Source organism: Anabaena sp. FACHB-595 (assembly GCF_048568275.1).
In the GTDB taxonomy this organism is placed as follows: Bacteria; Cyanobacteriota; Cyanobacteriia; order Cyanobacteriales; family Nostocaceae; genus Trichormus.
In genome coordinates, this window is the sequence record NZ_CP183473.1 from 871,420 (window position 1) to 893,701 (window position 22,282).

Consider the following 22,282-nt stretch of genomic DNA (forward strand, 5'->3'; position numbering starts at 1 on the left):
GTATTCCTTATCCACGAATACCAAGACGACCAATCAAAGCCTGATATTTTTCCCGACTTTCTTGTTGCAAGTAAGCTAGAAGGCGCTTGCGATGACCAATCAGTTTTAGTAATCCCCGACGAGAAGAATGGTCTTTTTTATTGGCTTGTAGATGCTCACTGAGGCGGTTAATCCGTTCAGTCAGCATAGCGATTTGGACATCGGTAGAACCGGTGTCAGTTCCGTGAACTTGGTAGTTATTAATTATTTCTTGTTTGCGCTGTTGCGTCAGAGCCATGATTGATTCAATTTATATTCATTCTAAATGTATGCAGCAGTCTCCCATCATATCACAGCCCTTAATTTGTGTGGTGTTTTGCAGAAATATAGGGGCTAGGAGTTGAGGGTACTCTGGTTCGTCAAGCATTTGGGATGATTTCCCCTCACAAGTTCCTCAAATTATTCTCCTATAAACAATAGATATAAGGTCAAAACTTGAGTTATGAGTGCTGAGTAAAAAATTACTCTCCACGCCTCAGAGGTAGATATGTTAAAAAAAATTTTAGTTGCATTGGATCGCTCCGATATGGGGCAGCAAGTTTTTGAACAAGCACTGGTTTTAGCAAAAGCAACACAAGCCAAATTATTACTGCTGCACGTCCTATCTCCAGAAGAAGAAGGTAGTCCGCATATACCGATGGTTTCTGGTTATGACTACTACCCTGGTTTAAGCGGTCAAAGTTTTGAGATATACCAAAAACAATGGGACAGCTTTAAAGATGAAGGTGTGCGGATGTTGCAAACTCTGTGTGCCAAAGCAAATACCCAAGGAGTTTCCACTGAATTTTCCCAAACCCTGGGCAACCCTGGTCGCACCATCTGTAAATTAGCCACTAATTGGGATGCTGATTTAATTGTGATGGGACATCGGGGCTTATCAGGGGTCAAAGAATTTTTCCTTGGCAGTGTCAGTAATTACGTCCTGCACCATACCCCTTGTTCAGTGCATATAGTGCATGATTTGGGCAGAGTTAAGGATACAGAATCAGCGCAGGATTCAACTCAACAACCGCAGGTAATACCTGCATAGTTAGAAATAGGGGTGTAAGGGTATAGGGGTAAATCTTTCTTTTCCTTACACCCTCACACCCTTACACCCAGTAACGACTTCCAATTTCCCATGACTACCACAACGCCACCTCATCCCCATCCCAGTGGTGACAAACGCTTGAAGATGCTAGATGCAGCTATCAAGCGTCACCAGTATCAGCAAGACGCATTAATTGAAATTCTTCACAAAGCCCAAGAACTGTTTGGTTACTTAGAAAACGACTTATTACTTTATATTGCCCATAGCTTGAAGCTACCGCCTAGCCGAGTGTATGGGGTAGCAACTTTCTATCATTTATTTTCCCTAGCGCCCCAGGGAGTCCATAGTTGTGTGGTGTGTACAGGTACGGCTTGTTATGTGAAAGGCTCATCAGCAATTTTGGCAGATTTGGAAAAAGCTACTCGTATTCACGCTGGGGAAACTACTGCTGATGGTCAATTATCACTGCTAACGGCACGGTGTTTGGGTGCTTGTGGGATTGCTCCGGCTGTGGTTTTTGATGGCAAAGTCTTAGGTAATCAAACCCCAGAATCAGTGAATGAGCGCGTGCAAGGATGGCTATAAAAAATTCAAAATTCAAAATTCAAAATTCAAAATTAATAGTACTTACGCAAACAGGTTATCTGTTGAGACTGGGTGTAAGGGGTTCAAGAATTTATACCCTGATACCCCTACACTCCTATACCCTTGTCCAAACTTTTGATCTTTCGTTTTCATGCGTAAGTTCTAATTAAGAAAGCCTGGTTTTCTAGGGGTTTTCAAGTTGATCGTAAATTCAAGGGTTTAAATCCCCAAATCCAACTGTCTTTAATTTTGAATTTTGAATTTTGAATTGTTAAATTTGTTGCCTTGTTGTGGAGAGTTGAGAGAAAACATGGAACTGACTGAATTACTAGACATTGGCAGACAAGAACGCTCTCAACAGAAACCTGTGCAGATTCGCTGCTGTACGGCGGCTGGTTGTCTGTCTGCGAATTCGCAAGCGGTTCAACAACAGTTAGAGCAGGCCGTCAAGGCTGAAGGTTTAGAGGGAGAGGTACAAGTCTCTGGTGTTGGTTGTATGCGCTTGTGTTGTCAGGGGCCTTTGGTTGAGGTAGAGGGGAGTGGGGAAGAAAAAACAAAACAAAGGCTTTATGAGAAGGTTACGCCTGAAGATGCGTCAGCAATTATTGGTGCTTTGAAGGGGAAAGAGGCACAATTGTCAGTTGTTAACTTAGAACAGCCATTTTTTACTTATCAAGCACCAATTGTTTTAGAGAATAGTGGCAAAATTGACCCAGAAAGGATTCAAGCTTATATTGCGGCTCAGGGTTATCAGGGGCTTTACCAAGTGTTGCGGGAGATGACACCGGCGGCAGTTGTAGACAGTGTTAGTCGTAGTGGTTTGCGGGGGCGTGGTGGTGCTGGTTATCCCACGGGCTTGAAATGGGCGACGGTGGCTAAGGCGAAGGGAGAGCGCAAATTTGTCATCTGTAACGCAGATGAGGGAGATCCAGGGGCTTTCATGGATAGGAGTGTGTTGGAAAGTGATCCGCATCGGGTATTGGAAGGAATGGCGATCGCTGCCTATGCTGTCGGTGCTAGTCAAGGTTATATTTATGTCAGGGCAGAATATCCCATTGCCATCAAACGCCTACACACTGCCATTCATCAAGCCCAAAGGCTCGGTTTGTTAGGTAGTAATATATTTGAGTCTCCCTTTGATTTTAAAATCGATATCCGCATCGGTGCAGGGGCTTATGTATGCGGCGAAGAAACAGCCTTGATGGCTTCCATTGAAGGTAAACGCGGTGTCCCTCATCCCCGTCCTCCCTACCCGGCTGAATCTGGTTTATGGGGTTATCCTACTTTAATTAATAACGTCGAAACATTCGCCAATATTGCCCCCATTATTCGTAAAGGTGCGGACTGGTTTGCTAGTATCGGCACGGCTAAAAGTAAAGGGACAAAAGTATTTGCTCTCGCTGGCAAAATCCGCAACACAGGCTTAATTGAAGTGCCAATGGGTACATCCTTGCGGCAAATAGTGGCAGAAATGGGTGGTGGTATTCCCGATGGTGGTGTTGCCAAAGCTGTACAAACAGGTGGCCCTTCTGGGGGATGTATTCCCGCTTCGGCTTTTGATACTCCTGTAGACTACGAATCTTTAACTAACTTGGGTTCCATGATGGGTTCTGGTGGGATGATTGTCATGGATGACACCACCAACATGGTAGATGTTGCCCGATTTTTTATGGAATTTTGTATGGATGAATCCTGCGGTAAGTGTATTCCTTGCCGGGTGGGGACGGTACAACTACATGGATTATTGAGCAAGATTCGGGAAGGTAAGGCTTCACTTGCTGACTTAGAACTGTTAGAAGAACTGTGCGATATGGTAAAAAATACCAGCTTGTGCGGTCTAGGTCAGTCTGCGCCTAATCCGGTATTTAGTACATTGCACTATTTCCGCGATGAATATTTGGCGTTGATAGCTGTAGGAGCCGTTTCTCTAAATTCAACAGATTAATTAGACATCGCACTCCTCAAAACTACCAAAAAGCGATCGCGCTTTCCCAACATTACACAGGCGATAACTTCGTTAAGCTGCGCTAACGCACTCTCCAAAAACCAAAAAGCGATCGCGCTTTCCCAACATCACACACGCGATCGCACTCAGCAAATTGTTTTGATGTGTGGATAGTTGAGAACTTTTTGATCGCAGGTCATGAGTTCTATATTGCGGCGGTAGGCGATCGCAACAATAATACGATCAGCTGGGTCTTTGTGGAAGTCGCCAGGTAATTGGGTACTAGTAATTGCATCAAGTGGATCGAGTGGTTCTATAGTAATTCCAGGTCGAGTTTTTGCCAGCGCAAACCATTCATTGATGGGAAGGGGGAGTGGTAGTTTCCCATTACTATGCTTGATTGCAATTTCCCAAACAGAAATAGCAGAAACAATAAGGGCATTTTGGTTTTCGCCTATGGTTAATAGGGTACGTCCACTCTCAGAAAGTTGTTCTGGGGAATGGAGCCACCACAGCCAAATGTGGGTGTCTAGCAAAATCATTGTCCCAAAGCATCCCATAATTCAGGCATGGGTTCGTCAAAATCTGGAGGAATTGTCAAGGGGATTTTGCGTAGGGGATGCTGAGGAGAGCGATCTGCTGAAAGCAGCAGCGCTTCGCTATCGCTCTTTAAATCAATTGCATCAGGGGTTGGAGATGGGGGTGATGATTGCACTGTAAGACTTTGAGCTAAAATTTGAAAGATGCGAATCCTTTCTGCTAAGTCGAGGCTGAGAAGTTGTTGCTCTAGTTCTTGATTGCTCATAGCTTTGCCCCTAATGACTGTGTTATTTATTTTAGCGGAACTCTCCAATCTGTCCGATGACACATAACGCGATCGCACTCTCCAAAAACCAAATGCGATCGCATCTATGCACTTCATCCCAAAGTCCCAGTCGTTGTAGGATGGCAAAGACAATATTTTTGGTATATACTATAAATGGGCTTTGAGTGGGACGACAACAAAGCCGAATCAAATTTTTTGAAACACGGTATCAAATTCGAGGAAGCTGTAACAGTTTTTGCCGACCCGTATCTCATGTTTACGGAAGACTCTATTCATTCTCAGGGAGAAGAAAGGGAATGGGCAATTGGTGAAGCGGAAGATGGGTCAATTGTTGTGGTTGTTTTTACCATGCGAGGTGAGCGAATCAGGATAATTAGCGCAAGAAAAGCGACCAAAAGGGAGTGTCAACAATATGAATCAGGAATCTGAGTTTCCTTTTGACAAAGCAAGACGAGTTACACCAGAAGAAAATCAAAAATTCAGAGATGCGATCGCAGATCAGTTTGGGGTTACACTCAGGAAGCGCGGACGACCGGCTAAGGATGAAGAGGAAAAGTATGAGCCGATTTCAATCAGATTTCATCCTAAAATCATAGCCTGGGCAAAGGAAGAAGCAGAAAAGCGAGGGATAGGCTATCAAACGGTTATCAATGAAGCACTATTGGAGAAAATAGGCTAAAAATAAACGAAAGACTTACGTCGCGCCAGCTAGAACTTCGTTCAGCTTTCCTGCGGAACGCTGCGCGAACGCTAACGCATAAACTCATGGTCTAGTAAAAACTGCGTTCAGCTATCATAAAGGCATAATAAGTGAGCAAAGGTGGTGTAAATAATGCAGACTGATAACATACCACAACAAAGATTAATCGGTAAAATCCGTCAGCTAGTTCCGGAACAAGTGGTATTAGTTGAAAGATTCATTGATTCTTTATCCCAGAAAAATGAGGAATACAATTTGACTTTAGCTGCAACAAAGCTTTCTGAACCAGTTCTGCAAAGAATTTGGGACAACCCCGACGACGCAGAATATGACAAATTATAAATTCGGGGATGTTATCTTAGTACCCTTTCCCTTCACCGACCAAACAACTACTAAAAAACGTCCATCTGTTGTTGTCAGTTCTACCGATTATCAACGTCAGCGTTCTGATTTAATATTAATAGCTGTCACAAGTACTACTAATCCCGTAACTTCTTTTGCTGAAATGACAATTACTGAGTGGAAAGCAGCAGGTTTGTTAAAACCTTCTATTATCAAACCAGTTTTAACTACCATTGATAAGATGCTGGTAATTAAGAAGTTAGGAGAACTCCAGGAAGTTGACACTCAAGCGTTACATAATCTTTTACAGATTATTTTGGGCGGCTAGATGCGATCGCACTTCTCAACATCACTAAGGCGATCGCATATCAAACCAAAGCCTCATAAATTCGATCACCTTTGCGATCGCACTTCTCCTACATCACTCAGGCGTAGCGTGGCTATTTATTATCAGGGCAAATTTCTTTTCGCAAATCAGGACGGGAAGCGAGGTATTCTTTTAAATCGTTGCAACCTCGCGCTAGTAAGCTATCTAAACTTTGAACCCGACGCAACTGCACAAAATAATTACCTTCAATGGCAATTAATTTATTATCCGGGCTGAATACTACACGCCTACTTTGATATTCAGCAAACTGCTGCCAAGAACCATCTCTTACCTCAGTCCACAGACGCACAGTACGATCTAGTGAAACAGTGGCAATAGTCTTACCATCAGGGCTAAATATTGGATCGCTGACTATAGTTGAACTGTTATGCTTGAGAGTGGCAATCTCCTGCCCTCGTAAATTCCATAACTTGACTGTTTTATCCCCTGAACGAATACCAATAGTCTTGCCGTCTGGACTAAATGATATATGGTTGATCCAACCATCATGTGTGAGAGTAGCTATTTCCCTTCCTTGCAGATTCCATAATTTGGCAGTATTACTCAACGTTGAAACCGTGGCAATAGTCTTACCATCAGGACTAAATAATACATCGCTAAAACTACCATGCTGGAGAGTGATAATTTCCTCACCTTTAAGGTTCCACAACTTCACAGATCCGCTAATATCTGAATCACGATACACTGAAGCAGTAGCAACTGTATGACCATCAGGGCTAAATACTACTTCCCCTAGATGCTTGTGTTTGAAAGTCGCAATTTCTTGTCCTTCTAGATTCCACAACTTTGCATTCTCATAAGAAGTAGTTAAAACAGACTTGCCATCAGGGTTAAATATTACTTCACGAACTCCACCCTCATTTGTGAGAGTAGCAATTAATTGACCTTGAAGATTCCACAGTTTGGCTGTGTCATCAGATGTGGCAATGATATTACTGTCAGGGCTAAATACTACTTCTTTGTCAGGCTCATACTTGTGTTTGAGAGTAGCAATTAACTGACCTTGTAGGTTCCACAACTTAACTGTTTTATCACTTGAAGTAGTAGTAGCAATAGTTTTACCATCAGGGCTAAATACTGCATCGTTGACTACGCCATCATGTTTGAGAGTGACAATTTCGCCTTTTTGAAGGTTCCACAGCTTTGCAGTACCATCGTATGAAGTAGTAGCAACAGTTTTTCCGTCAGGGCTAAATACTATATTGTTAATCTGATCGTTATGTTTGAGGATACGAATGTTCCCACCTTGCAGGTTCCATAACTTGGCTGTACCGTCCGATGAAGCAGTGGTGATAGTTCTACCATCAGGGCTAAATGCTAAGTTTAAGACTTGGCTATAATGCGTGAAAATTGCTATTTTTTTCCCTTGGAGGTTCCACAAATGGGCAGTATTATCAAGTAAAGCAGTTGCAATAGTCTGACCGTCAGGACTAAACTCTAAACGGCTAATATCTTGAAATAGACCCTGATGCTTGAAAGTTCCGATGATATTTCCTTTAAGGTTCCACAAATTGACTGTTCCGTCATGTACATAGGATGAAACAGTTGCAACAGTGTTACCGTCAGGACTAAATACTATATCCTCGACCTTATCGTTATGTTTAAGAGTTGCGATGGTATTTCCTTGGAGGTTGTACAAATTAACTGTTTTATCATCTGAATAAATGGCAACAACTTTACCATTAGGGCTAAATACTGAGTTCTTGATTCCTATATCAGGATAATATTTGAAAGTGGCAATTTCTTTTCCCTGCAAGTTCCACAGCTTAGTAGTTGCATCCCTCCGCGAAGTAGTCGCAACAACTTTACCATCAGGACTAAAAAATAGATTATTAACAACGGAAAGATATTTTGTCATTTTGTTATGTATGATAGTGGCAATTTCCTTTCCTTGCAGATTCCACAGCTTGACATCGCTGTCGTATGAAGCAATGGCAACATTTTTACCGTCAGGACTAAATACTATATTTTGTACTAATGAGTCATATTGAAGAGTAGCTATCTCCCCTCCTTGGAGGTTCCACAACTTGGCAGTATCCCATGAAGCAGTACCAACAGTTTTACCATCGGGGCTAAATGCTACATCGTTAACCTCCTTGTTATGTTTGAAAGTAGCTATTTTTCCACCTTGTAGATTCCACAACTTAGCAGTACCGTCATCCGAAGCAGTAGCAACAATTTGACCATTGGGACTAAATGCTACGTTGTTGACCTTTTTGTCATGTTTGAGAGTAGTAATTGTCCCTGTTTGCAAGTTCAACAGCTTGGTAGTACCGTCATCTGAAATATTCGCAACAATTTTAGTATCAGGACTAAATACTTGCTTCTGAACTCGACGGTCATCTTTTAATTGATTTATCTCGCGGTTATATTCTAAAGTATTGTGCAAGGCTAATATAGGGCTAACAGTTGGGTAATCTTTTAGTTGATTACCATTTTTAACTAACTGTTTTAATTGCTTTACAGACCTCATCGCCTCAACTAAATTATCCAATCCCACATTCCCACGCAAGCGCAATAAATCAGCCGATGACCGCTCTAAATCTGTGACAACTTGGGCTTGTTGTCGTTCTATGTTTGCACTAATCGCCCCAATTGCTGCTACTATTGCCCCAACAACAAATAAAGCTAAAATACCTCCACCAATGTTTATTTTTCTCTCGACTTCTGTTAATCGCTGCTTTGCCTTTTCTTCTTCCTGTAAAGCTTGATTTTGTCTAGTTTCCGCCTTCACAACCTTCTGATTTAACTCAGCTTCCACACTCGCAGATAAAAACCGATAATCAACATCGCTTAACTTTCTTCCATCCGCCCAAACACGAGCTTTTTCTAAATCTTCTCCCCACAATAAGCAAGTATTATCCTGATAATTACTCTCTACCCAAGCCCTTAATTTATCAGCATAAAAGCGTAACTTACCTAACTCATTCTCAACCCAACTTAAATCAAAAACATTCCTATAAATCTGGTTATAAACCCTTAATTTACCTTGCTGCTGTACTACCAAACCAGTCAAACGCAAGCGCATCTGCTCAAAGCTACTATCAGCAGTCATTTCTACCTGTTGTAAAATCTGCTGATATAACCCCAGCAAAGCAACAGAAATTTCCTCGCTAATTAGTAACCTGTCTCGAATCGTTTTTAAATGCTCTTGTTTATCGTTTGCTTCCCAATTATCAATAATTTGATTGTGAATAATTTCTTTAACTAATTCAATAATCTGATTTTCATCAACAGACCTAAAATCTCGCTTTTCAATACTTAAAGCTTTCCCCAATAATTCACAAACTCTCTGAGTTAAAAATGGCTGTCCCCCCGTCCAAGCTAAAACCTCTTGCATCACAGCTTGGGGATTTTCTACTTTTCCTGCTAATCCCTTGGCTAAAGGTTCAATGTCGTGAATCTTAAATCCATCTAACTCAATTGCTTCGCCAATATTAAAGGGGGTTCGGGTTTTATCTTGGATTAAATCACCGGGGGTTGCTACTCCTAATAAAGCAAAGGTCAACCGTTTATAAGCTGGATTTTCAGCACGTTTGTTATAACAACTTCTAATCAGAGCAAAAAAATCTTCGCTCGCAAATCCTAAACTCAGGGTACTATCAATTTCATCAACAAAGATAATAATATGTCTTTGGATAGATGACAGAAGTACATCCTCAATAAATTCGTCAAACCTCTGCACGGGAGAAATATCATGGCGATCGCGCCACCAAGTCCGACGAAATTCGATGGGTTTGGCAATTTGCAAATCCTTGACAATTTTGGAAACAATACCTGTATACCATTGTTCCTGGGTGACGTTATCTTTGCTACCCTGCCCAGAAACATCAATACTGGAACAAGCCACCCCTTCGTTGACAAGTCTTTGCATCACGCGAACTTTCAAGCTCGATTTACCCATTTGGCGTGAGTTAAAGACGTAACAATATTTACCCGCTTTCAAAGCTTGATAAAAATCAGAGTCGGCTTTCCTCACCACATAACTAGGCGCATCCGGGGGGAGACTTGCTCCAACTTGGTATTCGTAATTGTCAACCATTACTTTTTCAATTTCTCCAATTTCGGTTATCTAATTATTTCTTCTGAAAAAAAATAATTACGAAACAACCTCAAAAGCTTTTGTTATGTAAGTCAATACAGTTCAGTTAAAGCTAACAACTTAGACTAATGTAGGTTGGGTGAAGGAACGGAACCCAACATTATCAAGACTTTGTTGGGTTACGCTATCGCTACACCCAACCTACTATTTTCTTAACTGAACTGTATTGTTATATAAGTTTAGCCGAAGTGGGATTGTAAAAACTTTGAATTTGATTTGAATTTGATTTGAATTTGATTTGAGTTTGATTTGAGTTTTGTGAGTCTGATTTTTAGGGGTTTATCTATAGCGAGAAATCCTCTAATCTGTTTGTATAGTTATTATCTATGTCGTTATGACTGTGAATCCAGAACCCATTAGGGTATTAGGTTTTAGGGTGCGTCAGGACTATATCAACAAAGTTAAAGCTGCCATGAAGACAGCTATGATGAAAATGGGTAAGAAGAATCAGGAAACTTTTGCCTATGCAATTCAAATCGCTCCATCAACATTAAGTAGTTTTCTCAATGGTAAAAATGTCGCTCTGGGAACTTTCCAGCAAATTTGTCAAAGCTTAGATTTAAACTGGGAAGACATCGCAGATAGAGCAGATAACTCAATTACCCTTCCAGTTCTCCAATCTTCCGCGACATCATCACCAATCCTCTCCCCTGATATGTCCATCAAATATCCAGAAGGGCCAGTTGCATTAGATTCCCCTTTTTATATTGAACGTCCCCCCACAGAACAGGATTGTTACCGAGAAATTAGCAAACATGGCGCATTAATTCGCATCAAATCCGCCGAACAAACTGGAAAAACTTCATTACTAATTCGGATTCTGCACCAAGCACAAACAAAAGGCGATCGCACTGTTTATATCAGTTTAAAGGAAGCAGACAATCAATGTTTTATCAACTTAGATAAATTTCTGCGTTGGTTTTGTGCAACCGTTAGCCGGAAATTAAAATTAGAAAATCGCTTAGATGAATATTGGGAAGATGATATTAGTTGCAATATGCGCTGCGAAACCTATTTTGAAGAATACATCTTACCAGAAATAGGTCAACCATTAACCCTCGGCTTAGATGAAGTTGATAGATTGTTTGCATACCCCGATATTTACGGTGATTTTTTTGGCTTACTGCGATATCTCCACGAAGAAGCTAGACGAGAGAATATTTGGCAAAAATTTCGCTTAGTCCTCGCCCATTCCACCGAAATTTATGTCCCTTTAGATATCAATCGTTCTCCATTTAATGCGGGTTTTCCTGTCGATTTACCAGAATTTAATTCACAACAGATAACCGAATTAGCCGAAAAACATCAATTAAATTGGGGTGAAAAAGAAGTTACTCAACTCACCTCAATGATAGGTGGACACCCGTTTTTAGTTCGTCTTGCTTTATATCATATCGCCCGTCAAGATGTCAGTTTAGATAAGTTTCTCCAAACAGCAGCCACCGACTCAGGGATTTACTCAAAACAGTTATATCGTCTCATGTCCGCCCTCGAACAACAACCAGAACTATTAGCAGCAATGCGAGAAGTTGCAAAAGCAAATCATCCTGTACAGTTAAGCGCCGAAATCAAATTCAAATTACAAGCAATGGGATTAGTCAAAATCACAAATGATGGTGTGATACCCAGTTGTGAATTATATCGACAATATTTTCAAAATTTTTAATTCCCTGTTTGTTATGAATTCAGCATGAACTGAAGGTGAAAATATTCTATTTATATTCAAAAGAAATTTAGACCAGTTTCAGAGCGAAACACCTATCATTCCATTGTTCTATGAAATTGTCGAGTTCAACAGACAATTTCATGTTACAAGCATTCAGCAACAAACAAATCAAAAACCTCACAGCAAGCGCAGTCTTCGCTGTTCTCTCCCTCACATCAACCGTAGTTCGTGCAAACGATGGCCCATATATTGATCAAGTCAAAAACCAGTTATTCAGAGCAGCATTTGCATCTGGTTTAAATGGTTACACTTTAACTCACGAACCTACCATTGATACCCTCCGTGAAGGTCGCTCCCACTATATAAACGTAAATCTGCGTGCAGGTATTTCCTATGGGATTGTGGGAGTTTGTGACAGCGATTGTCAAGATTTAGACATTTCTCTCTATGATCACCGAGGAAACTTGATTGCTTCAGATTTACAAGATGATGACATTCCCATGATTAGCTTCAATCCCTCTCGAAGCGGTAGATATCAAATCCAAGTTGATATGGCTAATTGTAATGCTAATACTTGTTACTACGGCGTGGGTGTATTTGGTCAATAAGCCAAAATTCAGTAGACGGAAAAGTTTGGCGATCGCTACCCCCACTGAAGGTATCACTAAAAATTTGATCAACCTTCACAAGTTCCTCAAACTCTTCACCTATAACTCAAGGTGTGAGTGATGAATTATGACACCAACCAAAGGCTAATTCTCAACCAGGGCTAAGAGCAATGTCAGTCAAAACTTTAACAATTAACGACCAACTCATTAGCGCTCAAGAGGAGGAAACCTTACTACAGGCGGCGCAAGAGGCGGGGATTCATATTCCGACACTGTGCCATTTAGAAGGGGTTGGTGATGTGGGTGCTTGTCGGCTGTGTTTGGTGGAAATTACTGGTAGTAACAAATTGTTACCGGCTTGTGTCACGAAAGTTGCCGAAGGGATGGAAGTTCGCACAAATAGCGATCGCCTACAAAAATACCGTCGTACAATTGTCGAAATGCTTTTTGCTGAGGGCAATCACATTTGTTCTGTTTGCGTGGCTAATAATAATTGCGAACTGCAAGACCTAGCCATTGAAATGGGCATGGATCATGTGCGTCTAGAATACCATTTCCCAAATCGCAAAGTTGATATTTCTCACGATCGCTTTGGTGTTGACCATAACCGTTGTGTACTTTGTACTCGCTGCATCCGTGTTTGTGATGAAATCGAAGGCGCACACACTTGGGATATGGCAGGTAGGGGAACAAACTCTCACGTAATTACCGACCTCAGCCAACCTTGGGGAACCTCTGACACTTGTACTTCCTGCGGTAAATGCGTCAATGCTTGCCCCACAGGAGCTATATTCTACCAGGGTTCCAGCGTTGGAGAAATGAAACGCGATCGCGCCAAACTCGATTTTTTAGTCACAGCACGGGAAAAACAGCAATGGAACCTTTAGAGAGAGATGGGGAAGGAGAAGAGGCAAGGGAGCAGGGGGCGGGGAGCGGAGGGGAGACGTTACTTAAAGTCCCTTCTCTTCCCTCGTCCCTAAGAAAACCAGGAGGTGAAACTGATGAGCAAAACTACCAGACAAGCAACAACCAGAAGCTACAAGAAGACTCGATTCCCATTGTCGATGTGCTTATCTCCCACTTCTTTAAAAGCTCTGTTTTGGTGGCTGCTATTGTTGGGGATAATGACACTATATATATTCCTGGGTTTAGGAAGCCTAACCTCGCAAACAGTAATTGCTGCTGTCAATCAGTCAGAAGCAGCATCAAAAGAAATTCTTTATCGCTCACTCACAAAATTAGATGATCAATTAGGACACGTTTGGCAGGTTGTACTATTCAAGCAAGTTTATCCTGGTCAAGCCCAAACTGTAAATCTGCGGCTCGTAGGCTTTCCCGGTTCTGCCGAGTTACCTCATCCCCAACCCTTAAAGATTACCACTGCCACAGGCAAAGTTTTGACTGCTGCCGATGTGTTCCTAGATGAAGCACCAGCACCAACTATCGGTCAGTATGACTTTAAAGATATATTGCCCCAACTATCCATAGAACCGTTAGTTTTAAGTATCCCTTTACCCGGCGATACCATCAATATTTCAGTCCCCCAACGGGTAGTCCAAGATTGGCAGAAAGTCATCAATGGGGAGTCATGAGTGCTGAGTGGGGAGGCAGGGGAAGTAAAGAAGAATGACTATGGACTATGGACTAATGACCTTTTTTGAATTTTGAATTTTGAATTTTGAATTATTATGTCTCGCCTGAAGTTAGCAACAGTATGGTTAGGTGGATGTTCTGGCTGTCATATGTCCTTTCTTGATTTGGACGAATGGCTGATTGATTTAGCTGCACAGGCAGATATAGTCTTTAGTCCCTTTGCAGATATTAAAGAATATCCAGAGGGTGTAGATGTGGTATTGGTGGAAGGAGCGATCGCCAATGAAGAACATCTGACTACAATCAAGATTGTCAGGGAACGTTCTCAAATATTGATTTCCTTTGGTGACTGTGCAGTAACTGGTAACGTCACCGCCTTACGTAATCCCTTGGGTAGTGCTGAATCAGTCTTACAACGTTGTTACATCCAAGCAGCCGATATCAACCCTCAAATTCCTCACGAGCCAGGAATCGTACCGTCTTTATTGGATAGAGTCACACCTGTACACTCCATAGTCCCCGTAGATATTTATTTACCAGGTTGTCCACCCTCTGCAACCCGGATTAGAGCAGCTTTAGAACCACTGTTACAAGGCGAAACACCACATTTAGCAGGGCGGGAATTTATCAAATTTGGCTAATATATTGATTTTGAATTTTGTTGGCGCAGCCTTGCCGTAGGCTATTTTGAATTCCCCAAAGGGGTTAACAGGGTAATTATGTTAAAAGCATCAGACGTTATGACAAAAGATGTGGCTACTATTCGTAGTTCCGCAACTGTAGCTGAAGCCGTGAAATTAATGCGCGCTAGAGATTGGCGGGCGCTAATTGTAGACCGTCGCCACGAACAAGATGCTTACGGCATTATTAGTGAGAGCGATATTGTTTATAAAGTCATTGCCTATGGTAAAGACCCTAATAAAATACGAGTTTACGAAGTCATGAGCAAGCCTTGTATCGCTATCAATCCCGACCTTGGTTTAGAGTACGTAGCTCGATTATTTGCTGATTACGGTCTCCACAGAGCGCCTGTGATTCAAGGCGATTTGCGAGGTATTATCTCTCTGACTGATATTTTGGCTCAGAGTGACTTTCTGGAACAGCCCTACACCATTCTATTAGAACAACAATTACAAGACGAAATTAAAAAAGCTCGTGCTGTGTGTACTCAAACAGGGATTAACTCCGAAGAATGCGCCGCCGCCTGGGATGCAGTGGAAGAAATGCAGGCAGAAATAGCACACCAACGAGCCGAAAAAGTTAGCAAAACCGCTTTTGAAGATTACTGCGACGAGTACCCAGAGGCGTTAGAAGCTCGGCTTTATGAATTGTAGAAGTCATTGGTCAGTTGTCAGTTGTCGTTGGTCATTAGTTAACGCGATGTGCAACTTATTTTTGAAACCCCTCTCCAAACCTCTCCCCGAAGCGGAGAGAGGCTTTGAATCTTGCTCCCCTTCCCTCGCAGGGAAGGGGTTGGGGGTTAGGTTTGAGAGAAAGTTGCACACGGCGTTAGTTATTCTTCTTTGCCTCCCCTGCTTCCCTTGCACCCCCTGCGCCCTATGTCTAAACGAATCGTCATCGACCCCGTTACCCGCATTGAAGGTCACGCCAAGATTAGTATCTACTTGGACGATACTGGACAGGTAAACGATGCGCGCTTTCATGTCACAGAATTTCGTGGGTTTGAAAAGTTTTGCGAAGGTCGTCCTTTGTGGGAAATGCCGGGGATTACAGCGCGGATTTGTGGTATTTGTCCGGTGAGTCACTTGTTGGCTTCTGCAAAAGCAGGCGATCGCATTTTATCTGTTACCATACCCCCAACAGCCACTAAACTCCGCCGGCTGATGAATTTGGGACAAATCCTCCAATCCCATGCACTCAGTTTCTTTCACCTCAGCGCCCCAGATTTTTTGCTGGGAATGGATAGTGACCCCCAAAAGCGCAATATTTTCGGATTAATTGCAGCTCAACCAGAACTCGCCCGTGGTGGTATTCGTCTGCGCCAATTTGGGCAAGAAATAATTGAAGTGTTGGGAGGAGCAAAGATTCACCCGGCTTGGGCTGTTCCTGGCGGTGTGCGAGAACCCCTTTCTGCTGAAGGACGCACTCACATACAAGAACGCATCCCTGAAGCCCGGACTATTGCCTTGGATGCTTTGGATAGATTCAAGAAACTGCTCAAAGATTATGAAAAGGAGGCGCAGACTTTTGGTAACTTCCCCAGCTTGTTTATGGGTTTAGTAACACCTGATGGCTTGTGGGAAACTTACGACGGATATATTCGTTTTGTGGATAGTGCAGGTAATATTATTGCTGATAAACTAGACCCCACACGTTATCAAGAATTTATTGGCGAAGCCGTCCAACCAGACTCTTATTTAAAATCGCCTTATTATCGACCTTTGGGTTATCCTGACCAACATGACCAATGTCGCATAGATAGCGGAATGTATCGAGTAGGGCCACTAGCGCGTCTCAATATTTGCAGTCATATTGGGACAACTTTAGCAGACCGTGAATTGCGAGAATTCCGCGAACTGACTTCAGGTACAGCCAAATCATCGTTTTTCTACCACTATGCGCGTTTAATCGAAATTTTGGCTTGTATAGAACACATTGAAATCTTACTTAACGACCCAGATATTCTGTCAACTCGATTGCGTTCCGAAGCCGGTGTTAACCAATTAGAAGGTGTTGGTGTGAGTGAAGCACCAAGGGGTACATTATTTCATCATTATCAAGTCGATGAAAATGGCTTACTGCAAAAAGTGAATTTAATTATCGCTACTGGTCAAAACAATCTAGCAATGAATCGCACGGTAGCCCAAATTGCTCGACATTTCATTCAAGGTACAGAAATTCTTGAAGGAATGCTCAATCGTGTAGAAGCAGGAATCCGGGCTTTTGACCCCTGTTTAAGTTGTTCCACCCATGCAGCCGGACAAATGCCATTGCACATTCAATTAGTCGCAGCAGATGGAAATATTGTTAATCAAGTTTGGCGAGAGTAAAAAATTAAGGGTATAGGGGTATGGGAATGTAGAAGTTAAGTTTTCAAAACCCTCACACCCCTACACCCTTGTATATTAATTAACGATTTTCTGGAATCACCGCATAAGCATCAATTTCAAACAACATCCCATTAAGTGCAAGTCTAGGAACAGGAATTAGGGTGTTGGCTGGTGGTCGAAACGGCCATAAATTTTGAATTTCTCTCCCTAAGGGAATCAATTTATCTTCAGTGTGATCAACTATAAGTACAGTGGTTTTTACCACATCACTGGGTTTTGCACCAACTGCGTCTAAAGCAAAGCGGAGGTTTTGAAAAGCCCTGACTAACTGTGGTTCAAACTCCGTGGAGACAAGCCTTCCGTACAAATCGGAACCAAATTGACCAGAAATATAGACAGTTCTCGTCCTTGCTGGTGTCACAGCTATATGACTATAACCATTTCGGGTTGCATCATATAAAGTTGGTGGGTTCACCAATTGCACCTCTTTTTTCTGTTGGGATGTAGCTATTACTCCCTTTTGTGTTCCGAGAAGAAAACCAGTACCTAGTCCACTACCTCCAAGCCACAAAAGCGTATTTCGTCGTGATAGCTTTGCTCTTAGTGAATTTACTGCACTGGTAAAACGTTCAGTCATTAAAACTCCTTAAATATGAGTTGTTTGTTTTTCTCATACCTAGTTATATTATCTTTCTGGTTGGAGTAAAAAAGCACTAACAAATATATTGGTTTCAGGACACTTACGCAATCGCCTCTTCCTAACACCTTGCAGAACGGGGGTAGCATAAATTTCTCACCTTCAGCCGCGAATTTCCCACGCACCATTAACACGGTGTCCTCTAATTTATGCGGTAATACTTGCACATTCTCGACATCAAGTAGTTCTGGATGAAAGTAAATGATTACTTCTGTAATTAATTGAGGTATTCTAGGCAATATATCTTTTAATGAGCATATCTTGGGTGATACTAAATCAAAAATATGTAATTTTTCACTTTCTATTTCTATACAGGCAATTAAGTCTAAATCTTCTGCATAATATAAGTTTCTACTGCCTTCGTTAACAAAAAACACGGGCTTTTCATTCACTACCCCAACTACATGAGAAACTGGTGCGCGTGTTTCCAAAAGTCTATGGAGTAATGTTAAATCTTGGTTGTCTGAAAAATCAAGGATTCTCCAGCCATCTACATTACCTTTGGAACTACACTGCACATGAAAAATATATTCTTCTACAACCCGAAAACCAAAAGGTAAATAATATTCTGGTTCTGGTGTTGTTAATACTAAAGTTTCATAAATTTGGTCGCAATATTCCAGTGCTTCCTCCATCACCTCCCGATAATAGCCTCGTCTCCGAAATTCCTCACGGGTAGCGACTCCGTGGATTCCACCAACTGTTACCCTTTGTCCCAAAATTACCATCGGAATTTCTAATACACCTACATGGGTAATAGCTACATCATCATGAAAGCGAATGAACGGAGTTGAAGCCTTTTCCCAGGGCGCACCTAATTTTCTGCCACATTCCGCTAAATCATTAAGTCCAGGGAATGTGGCTTCCATCAAGTCAAAAAGGCGATCGCCTATGGTGTCGCTTAAGTTAGGATCACTTGAGAATGAGCGTTTAAATCGATATTGAAACATATTTGTAGTATCAACTAGCTACAGCAGTTTTATACTACAAATACTACATATAATCTGCTACCAATAATCAACAATTGTTCACAAAATCCCAATTACCAATTCCGCTTTCATAACACTTGCTTCGGCGGTGCGTTCTAGTTTAAAACCCAACTTTTCACAAACTCGCTGCATCCCATAATTATCAGCGAGGATGTCAGCCGTGATGCGTTCGATTTGCTCATCGCGTCCAATTTGCACCAAGCGCTGCAACAATTCTCCACCTAAGCCTTGAGATTGATAGCGATCGCTTACTAACATAGCAAACTCGGCTGTCTTTGTACCATGCAGTTTGCTTAACCTACCAACTGCCAAAATTTCCCCTTGAGATTCTATTACCAAAGCCATTTCTCGGTCATAGTCAATAAAGCAGATGCGGGTCAGTCGTTCGTGGGTGATGCGATGACTCAGTTTCATCAGGTGGAAGTAACGGAAATAAACGCTTTCTTCGGAAAGTGTCTTGTGGAATTGTACTAATAATGGCTCATCTTCGGGACGAATGGGACGGATTGTTACAGGAGTCCCGTTTTTCATTGTCCACTCGTCTACATATTGGGTGGGGTATGGTCGAATTGCTAATTTTGGTAGTTGGTCTTCTGTCACGTTTGGTTCATGTAGTACCACCCGCGCATCTAGCGCAATCAGTGAAGAATTTTCACCCATAGGTGAAGCCAGCAAGGGATTAATATCAATTTCTTTAATCCAATGCTGTTCGACTACCAACTGACTAAACGCTACTAGTAGTTGTTCAAGTCCTTCCATATCGACACTTTGCCGTCCCCGCACACCTTTGAGGGCTTTGTAAATCTTGGTGTGTTCCATCATGCGCCGTGCCAATGTACTATTAAGGGGAGGAAGTGCGATCGCTCCATCTTGAAACACTTCGACTAATTGTCCGCCAGCACCAAACAACAACACTGGCCCAAATTGCGGGTCAAGGCTACTACCAATAATCAATTCGTAGCCATCCGTTTTTACCATTGGCTGGATAGTCACACCCAAGAAATGCTCACTACCCGCTTTCTGTTCCACCGATTCAGCAATCATCCGATAAGCGCGGCGTACTGCGTCTGCATCTGGGAGGTTTAACTGGACACCACCCACATCAGTTTTATGGGTAATTGTGTGGGAATAGAGTTTGACAACAACTGGATAACCAATACTCTCAGCACATTTAATAGCCTCATCCTCAGTTTTAGCGACACAAGTAGCCACAATCGGGATGCCATAGGCTGCTAAAATTTGCTTGGACTCATATTCAGTTAAAATTGTGCGTTTTGCCTGACGAGCTGTAGAGATAATCTTCTCTACTAAATTGCGGTCTGGTAAACCAGATGTAGTCTCTACGGGTAATACAGGCGTTTCGTAGATACCGCGCAGGTTGTAGCTGGATTGCCACATATAACTAAACACCCGCGCCGCCGTATCTGGATAAGCATAAGTAGGGATACGTTGACGATTGAGAATCACTTCCCCAGTAGCCACATCTGCACCCCCCATCCAACTCGCCAGGATGGGTTTACCAGCAATTTGGGCGTAGGGTTTCAACTGTTCCGCCGTTTGGGTGGGGTCTGTCATGGCTTGGGGAGTGAGAATCACCAATAAACCATCACTATTGGTGTCTTTGGCTGCAATTTCTAAAGCTTGGGTGTAACGTTGGGGGTCAGCATCACCAAGAATATCTATTGGGTTGGCGTGACTCCAGTGTGTAGGTAAGATTTGGTCAAGGGAGGTGATTGTTTCTGGGGAAATGGGGGCAATTTCGCCGCCAGTCTCAATTAAAGCATCTGTAGCCAGGACTCCAGGCCCGCCGGCATTGGTCAAAATCGTCAGTCGTGGGCCTTTGGGACGGGGTTGTTTTGCTAATACTTCCGCCATATCGAACAAATCAGAAATACTATTTACCCGCAACACCCCACAACGCCGGAAAGCTGCATCTAAGACAGCATCACTCCCCGCCAATGCACCTGTATGAGATGCGGCGGCTTTGGCGGCTGCTTCTGTACGTCCGGCTTTAATCACAATTATCGGTTTGGTGAGTGCTACTTCTCGCGCCGCAGAAATAAACGATCGCGCATCACCAATTGATTCCATATATATGACTATACTTTTAGTCTGGGGGTCATCACCCAGATAATAAATCAGGTCGCCCCAACCCACATCTAGCATAGAACCGATAGAAACAAAGGCACTAAAACCCACATTTTCCCGCACACTCCAATCAAGAATAGCGGTACACAGTGCGCCACTTTGACTAAGAAAACCCACGTTTCCAGAACGCGCCATTGAACTGGCGAAGGTTGCATTTAGTCCAGTGCGGGGACTCATCACACCCAAGCAGTTGGGGCCTATGATGCGAATGTTACCCCGTCGCGCCTCTTCTAGAATCTGCCTTTCTAAAGCTATACCTTCAGCACCAGCTTCTTTAAAGCCGGCAGAAATAATAATTACCCCTTGTACACCCGCATCTACACACTCAGAAATAATCCCCGGTACTGTGGAGGCTGGGGTAGCGATAATTGCCAAATCTACGGTTTCGGGAATCGCCGCAATTGAAGGGTAGGCTTTAATTCCCAAAACACTATGACGTTTAGGATTGACGGGGAAAACAGTCCCACCAAAGGGGTTACTAATCAAGTTCCATAGGATGGTGCGTCCTACACTACCCACCTTTTCACTCGCACCAATAATGGCGACACTTTGGGGAGCAAAGATGGCATCCAGGGGATTTGATTTCTCTGCCTGCAATATATCAGAGGTACGGTCACTGCTTGGCTTGAGAGATTTTTGCATAATTCGTAATTCGTAATTCGTAGTTCGTAATACCGCTACGCGGTTCGCGGTAGCGTTGCGTAGCAAGGCAAGCTACGTAATTCGTAATTAAGTTGGTAGTTACGAATTATGAGGACGCAACTATCTTGTAGGGCATTCTCAATTAAGAATTACGTTTGCTTGATGTTTTTACCTATCTTTTGCTTCTTTTCTCAAGTTTAACAATATTTCCCAACTGATAAATTTAGATAAAATTTAAATTTTTATTCTTAATTTTGAATTTTGAATTTTGAATTTTGAATTGGTATTACGCTACTGCTCCAACTTCAAACCATAAATTATTTACTTTGTCAAGTATTTGAATAATTTTAACTAAAGCGATCGCCTTCCCGGTTTCCGCAGTGCGTGAAAAGCGATCGCCTATTTCAAAGTTAGCGCCTGGAATCGTTACCCACCAAGCTGTTGGACAATTACCGTAGATGGCTTTGGTTAAGGCTAAAAGCGATCGTGGATCACCTGTATGTACATTACTATCAATATCGCCAGCAGCGAAGAGTGGCTGCACTTTGACATCAAAACCATGTACTGGTAAACAAGCATCAATAAAAATAGCCAAGTCAACACTCGCTAGTGAGTCCGCTAAATCAGGTGTAAGTTGATGGACTGCAAGAGATTCAACAGATGGTAAACGCCAAGACGCTACTTCATTCGCTATCCGTTGTCCTATACCGTCATCACTCCGCAAATCATTACCATATCCAATCACCATTACGGTCTTCTTCATGATTTTTGGCTCTTGTGCAAATTTCAGCTATATCATCAGTTGACGCTTTTGGGAGGTTTTTTCTATCGTCCCGCTTTTAACGTAAGAGAAAAATTTGAGGAAGTCGTGAGGAAACAAAGATTTCTGGGAAATCTAGCCGAAAGCACATAGGGAAAAGACTTTAAGCTAATACGTGTCTAAATTACATAACTACTAATGAGGGCTGTTA

Annotated in this window: 22 protein-coding genes; 14 read left to right on the forward strand and 8 right to left on the reverse strand. The window is 42.4% G+C overall.

Features of this window, described 5'->3' with window-relative positions; genetic code table 11:
- Positions 1-7 precede the first annotated feature (7 nt).
- The gene (rpsO, locus tag ACN222_RS03715) at positions 8-277 is read right to left on the reverse strand and encodes a 30S ribosomal protein S15 (protein ID WP_010994923.1); all 270 of its coding nucleotides are present in this window, start codon (positions 275-277) and stop codon (positions 8-10) included.
- A gap of 249 nt (positions 278-526) precedes the next feature.
- On the opposite strand from rpsO, the gene ACN222_RS03720 reads away from it, so the two are divergent.
- The 3 genes from ACN222_RS03720 (at position 527) to ACN222_RS03730 (ending at position 3,599) form a co-directional block, all read left to right on the forward strand.
- Positions 527-1,069: a universal stress protein gene (locus tag ACN222_RS03720; protein WP_010994924.1), complete on the forward strand. Its 543-nt coding sequence runs from the start codon at positions 527-529 to the stop codon at positions 1,067-1,069.
- A 90-nt stretch (positions 1,070-1,159) separates the two neighbouring features.
- Positions 1,160-1,654 (forward strand): bidirectional hydrogenase complex protein HoxE, encoded by a 495-nt coding sequence (hoxE, locus tag ACN222_RS03725; protein WP_010994925.1) that lies wholly within the window; start codon positions 1,160-1,162, stop codon positions 1,652-1,654.
- Positions 1,655-1,964: 310 nt separating this feature from the next.
- Positions 1,965-3,599 (forward strand): NuoF family protein, encoded by a 1,635-nt coding sequence (locus ACN222_RS03730; protein ID WP_010994926.1) that lies wholly within the window; start codon positions 1,965-1,967, stop codon positions 3,597-3,599.
- A 146-nt stretch (positions 3,600-3,745) separates the two neighbouring features.
- Here ACN222_RS03730 and ACN222_RS03735 read toward each other — a convergent pair whose 3' ends face one another.
- Both ACN222_RS03735 and ACN222_RS03740 read right to left on the reverse strand, forming a co-directional pair.
- Positions 3,746-4,141 carry a type II toxin-antitoxin system VapC family toxin gene (locus tag ACN222_RS03735; protein WP_010994927.1) on the reverse strand — a complete coding sequence of 132 codons (396 nt, stop codon included), beginning with the start codon at positions 4,139-4,141 and terminating at the stop codon, positions 3,746-3,748.
- Entirely contained in the window at positions 4,138-4,521 is a 384-nt protein-coding gene (locus ACN222_RS03740; protein ID WP_010994928.1) for a hypothetical protein, read from the reverse strand. The genes ACN222_RS03735 and ACN222_RS03740 overlap by 4 nt, the downstream gene beginning before the upstream one ends.
- 57 nt (positions 4,522-4,578) lie before the next feature.
- Between ACN222_RS03740 and ACN222_RS03745 the strand changes: the two genes are divergently transcribed.
- The 4 genes from ACN222_RS03745 to ACN222_RS03760 all read left to right on the forward strand — a co-directional run bounded on the left by ACN222_RS03745 (position 4,579) and on the right by ACN222_RS03760 (position 5,795).
- A complete protein-coding gene (locus tag ACN222_RS03745; RefSeq protein ID WP_010994929.1) occupies positions 4,579-4,854 on the forward strand; it encodes a BrnT family toxin in 276 nt (91 codons plus the stop codon).
- Complete coding sequence (locus ACN222_RS03750; protein ID WP_010994930.1) at positions 4,838-5,104, forward strand: BrnA antitoxin family protein; 267 nt, start codon at positions 4,838-4,840, stop codon at positions 5,102-5,104. The genes ACN222_RS03745 and ACN222_RS03750 overlap by 17 nt, the downstream gene beginning before the upstream one ends.
- Positions 5,105-5,257: 153 nt before the next feature.
- Positions 5,258-5,467, forward strand: coding sequence for a hypothetical protein (locus ACN222_RS03755; protein ID WP_010994931.1), 210 nt, complete (start codon positions 5,258-5,260; stop codon positions 5,465-5,467).
- Positions 5,454-5,795, forward strand: coding sequence for a type II toxin-antitoxin system PemK/MazF family toxin (locus ACN222_RS03760; RefSeq protein WP_010994932.1), 342 nt, complete (start codon positions 5,454-5,456; stop codon positions 5,793-5,795). Before ACN222_RS03755 ends, ACN222_RS03760 begins: the two co-directional genes overlap by 14 nt.
- A 112-nt stretch (positions 5,796-5,907) precedes the next feature.
- Here the strand turns inward: ACN222_RS03760 and ACN222_RS03765 are convergent, their stop codons facing one another.
- Entirely contained in the window at positions 5,908-9,897 is a 3,990-nt protein-coding gene (locus ACN222_RS03765; protein ID WP_010994933.1) for an eIF2A-related protein, read from the reverse strand.
- A gap of 394 nt (positions 9,898-10,291) precedes the next feature.
- Between ACN222_RS03765 and ACN222_RS03770 the strand changes: the two genes are divergently transcribed.
- The 7 genes from ACN222_RS03770 (at position 10,292) to ACN222_RS03800 (ending at position 16,835) form a co-directional block, all read left to right on the forward strand.
- Entirely contained in the window at positions 10,292-11,623 is a 1,332-nt protein-coding gene (locus ACN222_RS03770; RefSeq protein ID WP_010994934.1) for an AAA-like domain-containing protein, read from the forward strand.
- 140 nt (positions 11,624-11,763) lie between these two features.
- Positions 11,764-12,231, forward strand: a complete 468-nt coding sequence (locus ACN222_RS03775; RefSeq protein ID WP_044520719.1) for a hypothetical protein — start codon at positions 11,764-11,766, stop codon at positions 12,229-12,231.
- Positions 12,232-12,401: 170 nt separating this feature from the next.
- Positions 12,402-13,118, forward strand: a complete 717-nt coding sequence (gene hoxU, locus ACN222_RS03780) for a bidirectional hydrogenase complex protein HoxU (RefSeq protein ID WP_010994936.1) — start codon at positions 12,402-12,404, stop codon at positions 13,116-13,118.
- A gap of 114 nt (positions 13,119-13,232) precedes the next feature.
- Positions 13,233-13,823: a DUF3122 domain-containing protein gene (locus ACN222_RS03785; protein WP_010994937.1), complete on the forward strand. Its 591-nt coding sequence runs from the start codon at positions 13,233-13,235 to the stop codon at positions 13,821-13,823.
- Positions 13,824-13,919: 96 nt separating this feature from the next.
- Positions 13,920-14,465 carry an oxidoreductase gene (locus ACN222_RS03790; RefSeq protein WP_010994938.1) on the forward strand — a complete coding sequence of 182 codons (546 nt, stop codon included), beginning with the start codon at positions 13,920-13,922 and terminating at the stop codon, positions 14,463-14,465.
- A 78-nt stretch (positions 14,466-14,543) separates the two neighbouring features.
- The gene (locus tag ACN222_RS03795; RefSeq protein WP_010994939.1) at positions 14,544-15,158 is read left to right on the forward strand and encodes a CP12 domain-containing protein; all 615 of its coding nucleotides are present in this window, start codon (positions 14,544-14,546) and stop codon (positions 15,156-15,158) included.
- A gap of 225 nt (positions 15,159-15,383) precedes the next feature.
- Positions 15,384-16,835: a Ni/Fe hydrogenase subunit alpha gene (locus ACN222_RS03800; protein ID WP_010994940.1), complete on the forward strand. Its 1,452-nt coding sequence runs from the start codon at positions 15,384-15,386 to the stop codon at positions 16,833-16,835.
- Between the two features lie 79 nt (positions 16,836-16,914).
- Here the strand turns inward: ACN222_RS03800 and ACN222_RS03805 are convergent, their stop codons facing one another.
- From ACN222_RS03805 to ACN222_RS03820, 4 genes are all read right to left on the reverse strand, one after another.
- Complete coding sequence (locus ACN222_RS03805; protein ID WP_010994941.1) at positions 16,915-17,472, reverse strand: RidA family protein; 558 nt, start codon at positions 17,470-17,472, stop codon at positions 16,915-16,917.
- Complete coding sequence (locus ACN222_RS03810; RefSeq protein ID WP_419756888.1) at positions 17,472-18,482, reverse strand: GNAT family N-acetyltransferase; 1,011 nt, start codon at positions 18,480-18,482, stop codon at positions 17,472-17,474. Before ACN222_RS03810 ends, ACN222_RS03805 begins: the two co-directional genes overlap by 1 nt.
- A gap of 78 nt (positions 18,483-18,560) precedes the next feature.
- On the reverse strand, positions 18,561-21,311 hold the full coding sequence (locus ACN222_RS03815) for a bifunctional acetate--CoA ligase family protein/GNAT family N-acetyltransferase (RefSeq protein WP_010994943.1): 2,751 nt from the start codon (positions 21,309-21,311) through the stop codon (positions 18,561-18,563).
- A 286-nt stretch (positions 21,312-21,597) separates the two neighbouring features.
- Positions 21,598-22,074 (reverse strand): hydrogenase maturation protease, encoded by a 477-nt coding sequence (locus ACN222_RS03820; RefSeq protein ID WP_010994944.1) that lies wholly within the window; start codon positions 22,072-22,074, stop codon positions 21,598-21,600.
- Positions 22,075-22,282 lie beyond the last annotated feature (208 nt).

Bases quoted from the DNA above. Each gene is read 5' to 3' on its own strand.
- rpsO (WP_010994923.1), bottom strand. From the start codon at position 277: ATGGCTCTGACGCAACAGCGCAAACAAGAAATAATTAATAACTACCAA.
- ACN222_RS03720 (WP_010994924.1), top strand. From the start codon at position 527: ATGTTAAAAAAAATTTTAGTTGCATTGGATCGCTCCGATATGGGGCAG.
- hoxE (WP_010994925.1), top strand. From the start codon at position 1,160: ATGACTACCACAACGCCACCTCATCCCCATCCCAGTGGTGACAAACGC.
- ACN222_RS03730 (WP_010994926.1), top strand. From the start codon at position 1,965: ATGGAACTGACTGAATTACTAGACATTGGCAGACAAGAACGCTCTCAA.
- ACN222_RS03735 (WP_010994927.1), bottom strand. From the start codon at position 4,141: ATGATTTTGCTAGACACCCACATTTGGCTGTGGTGGCTCCATTCCCCA.
- ACN222_RS03740 (WP_010994928.1), bottom strand. From the start codon at position 4,521: ATGAAGTGCATAGATGCGATCGCATTTGGTTTTTGGAGAGTGCGATCG.
- ACN222_RS03745 (WP_010994929.1), top strand. From the start codon at position 4,579: ATGGGCTTTGAGTGGGACGACAACAAAGCCGAATCAAATTTTTTGAAA.
- ACN222_RS03750 (WP_010994930.1), top strand. From the start codon at position 4,838: ATGAATCAGGAATCTGAGTTTCCTTTTGACAAAGCAAGACGAGTTACA.
- ACN222_RS03755 (WP_010994931.1), top strand. From the start codon at position 5,258: ATGCAGACTGATAACATACCACAACAAAGATTAATCGGTAAAATCCGT.
- ACN222_RS03760 (WP_010994932.1), top strand. From the start codon at position 5,454: ATGACAAATTATAAATTCGGGGATGTTATCTTAGTACCCTTTCCCTTC.
- ACN222_RS03765 (WP_010994933.1), bottom strand. From the start codon at position 9,897: ATGGTTGACAATTACGAATACCAAGTTGGAGCAAGTCTCCCCCCGGAT.
- ACN222_RS03770 (WP_010994934.1), top strand. From the start codon at position 10,292: ATGACTGTGAATCCAGAACCCATTAGGGTATTAGGTTTTAGGGTGCGT.
- ACN222_RS03775 (WP_044520719.1), top strand. From the start codon at position 11,764: ATGTTACAAGCATTCAGCAACAAACAAATCAAAAACCTCACAGCAAGC.
- hoxU (WP_010994936.1), top strand. From the start codon at position 12,402: ATGTCAGTCAAAACTTTAACAATTAACGACCAACTCATTAGCGCTCAA.
- ACN222_RS03785 (WP_010994937.1), top strand. From the start codon at position 13,233: ATGAGCAAAACTACCAGACAAGCAACAACCAGAAGCTACAAGAAGACT.
- ACN222_RS03790 (WP_010994938.1), top strand. From the start codon at position 13,920: ATGTCTCGCCTGAAGTTAGCAACAGTATGGTTAGGTGGATGTTCTGGC.
- ACN222_RS03795 (WP_010994939.1), top strand. From the start codon at position 14,544: ATGTTAAAAGCATCAGACGTTATGACAAAAGATGTGGCTACTATTCGT.
- ACN222_RS03800 (WP_010994940.1), top strand. From the start codon at position 15,384: ATGTCTAAACGAATCGTCATCGACCCCGTTACCCGCATTGAAGGTCAC.
- ACN222_RS03805 (WP_010994941.1), bottom strand. From the start codon at position 17,472: ATGACTGAACGTTTTACCAGTGCAGTAAATTCACTAAGAGCAAAGCTA.
- ACN222_RS03810 (WP_419756888.1), bottom strand. From the start codon at position 18,482: ATGTTTCAATATCGATTTAAACGCTCATTCTCAAGTGATCCTAACTTA.
- ACN222_RS03815 (WP_010994943.1), bottom strand. From the start codon at position 21,311: ATGCAAAAATCTCTCAAGCCAAGCAGTGACCGTACCTCTGATATATTG.
- ACN222_RS03820 (WP_010994944.1), bottom strand. From the start codon at position 22,074: ATGAAGAAGACCGTAATGGTGATTGGATATGGTAATGATTTGCGGAGT.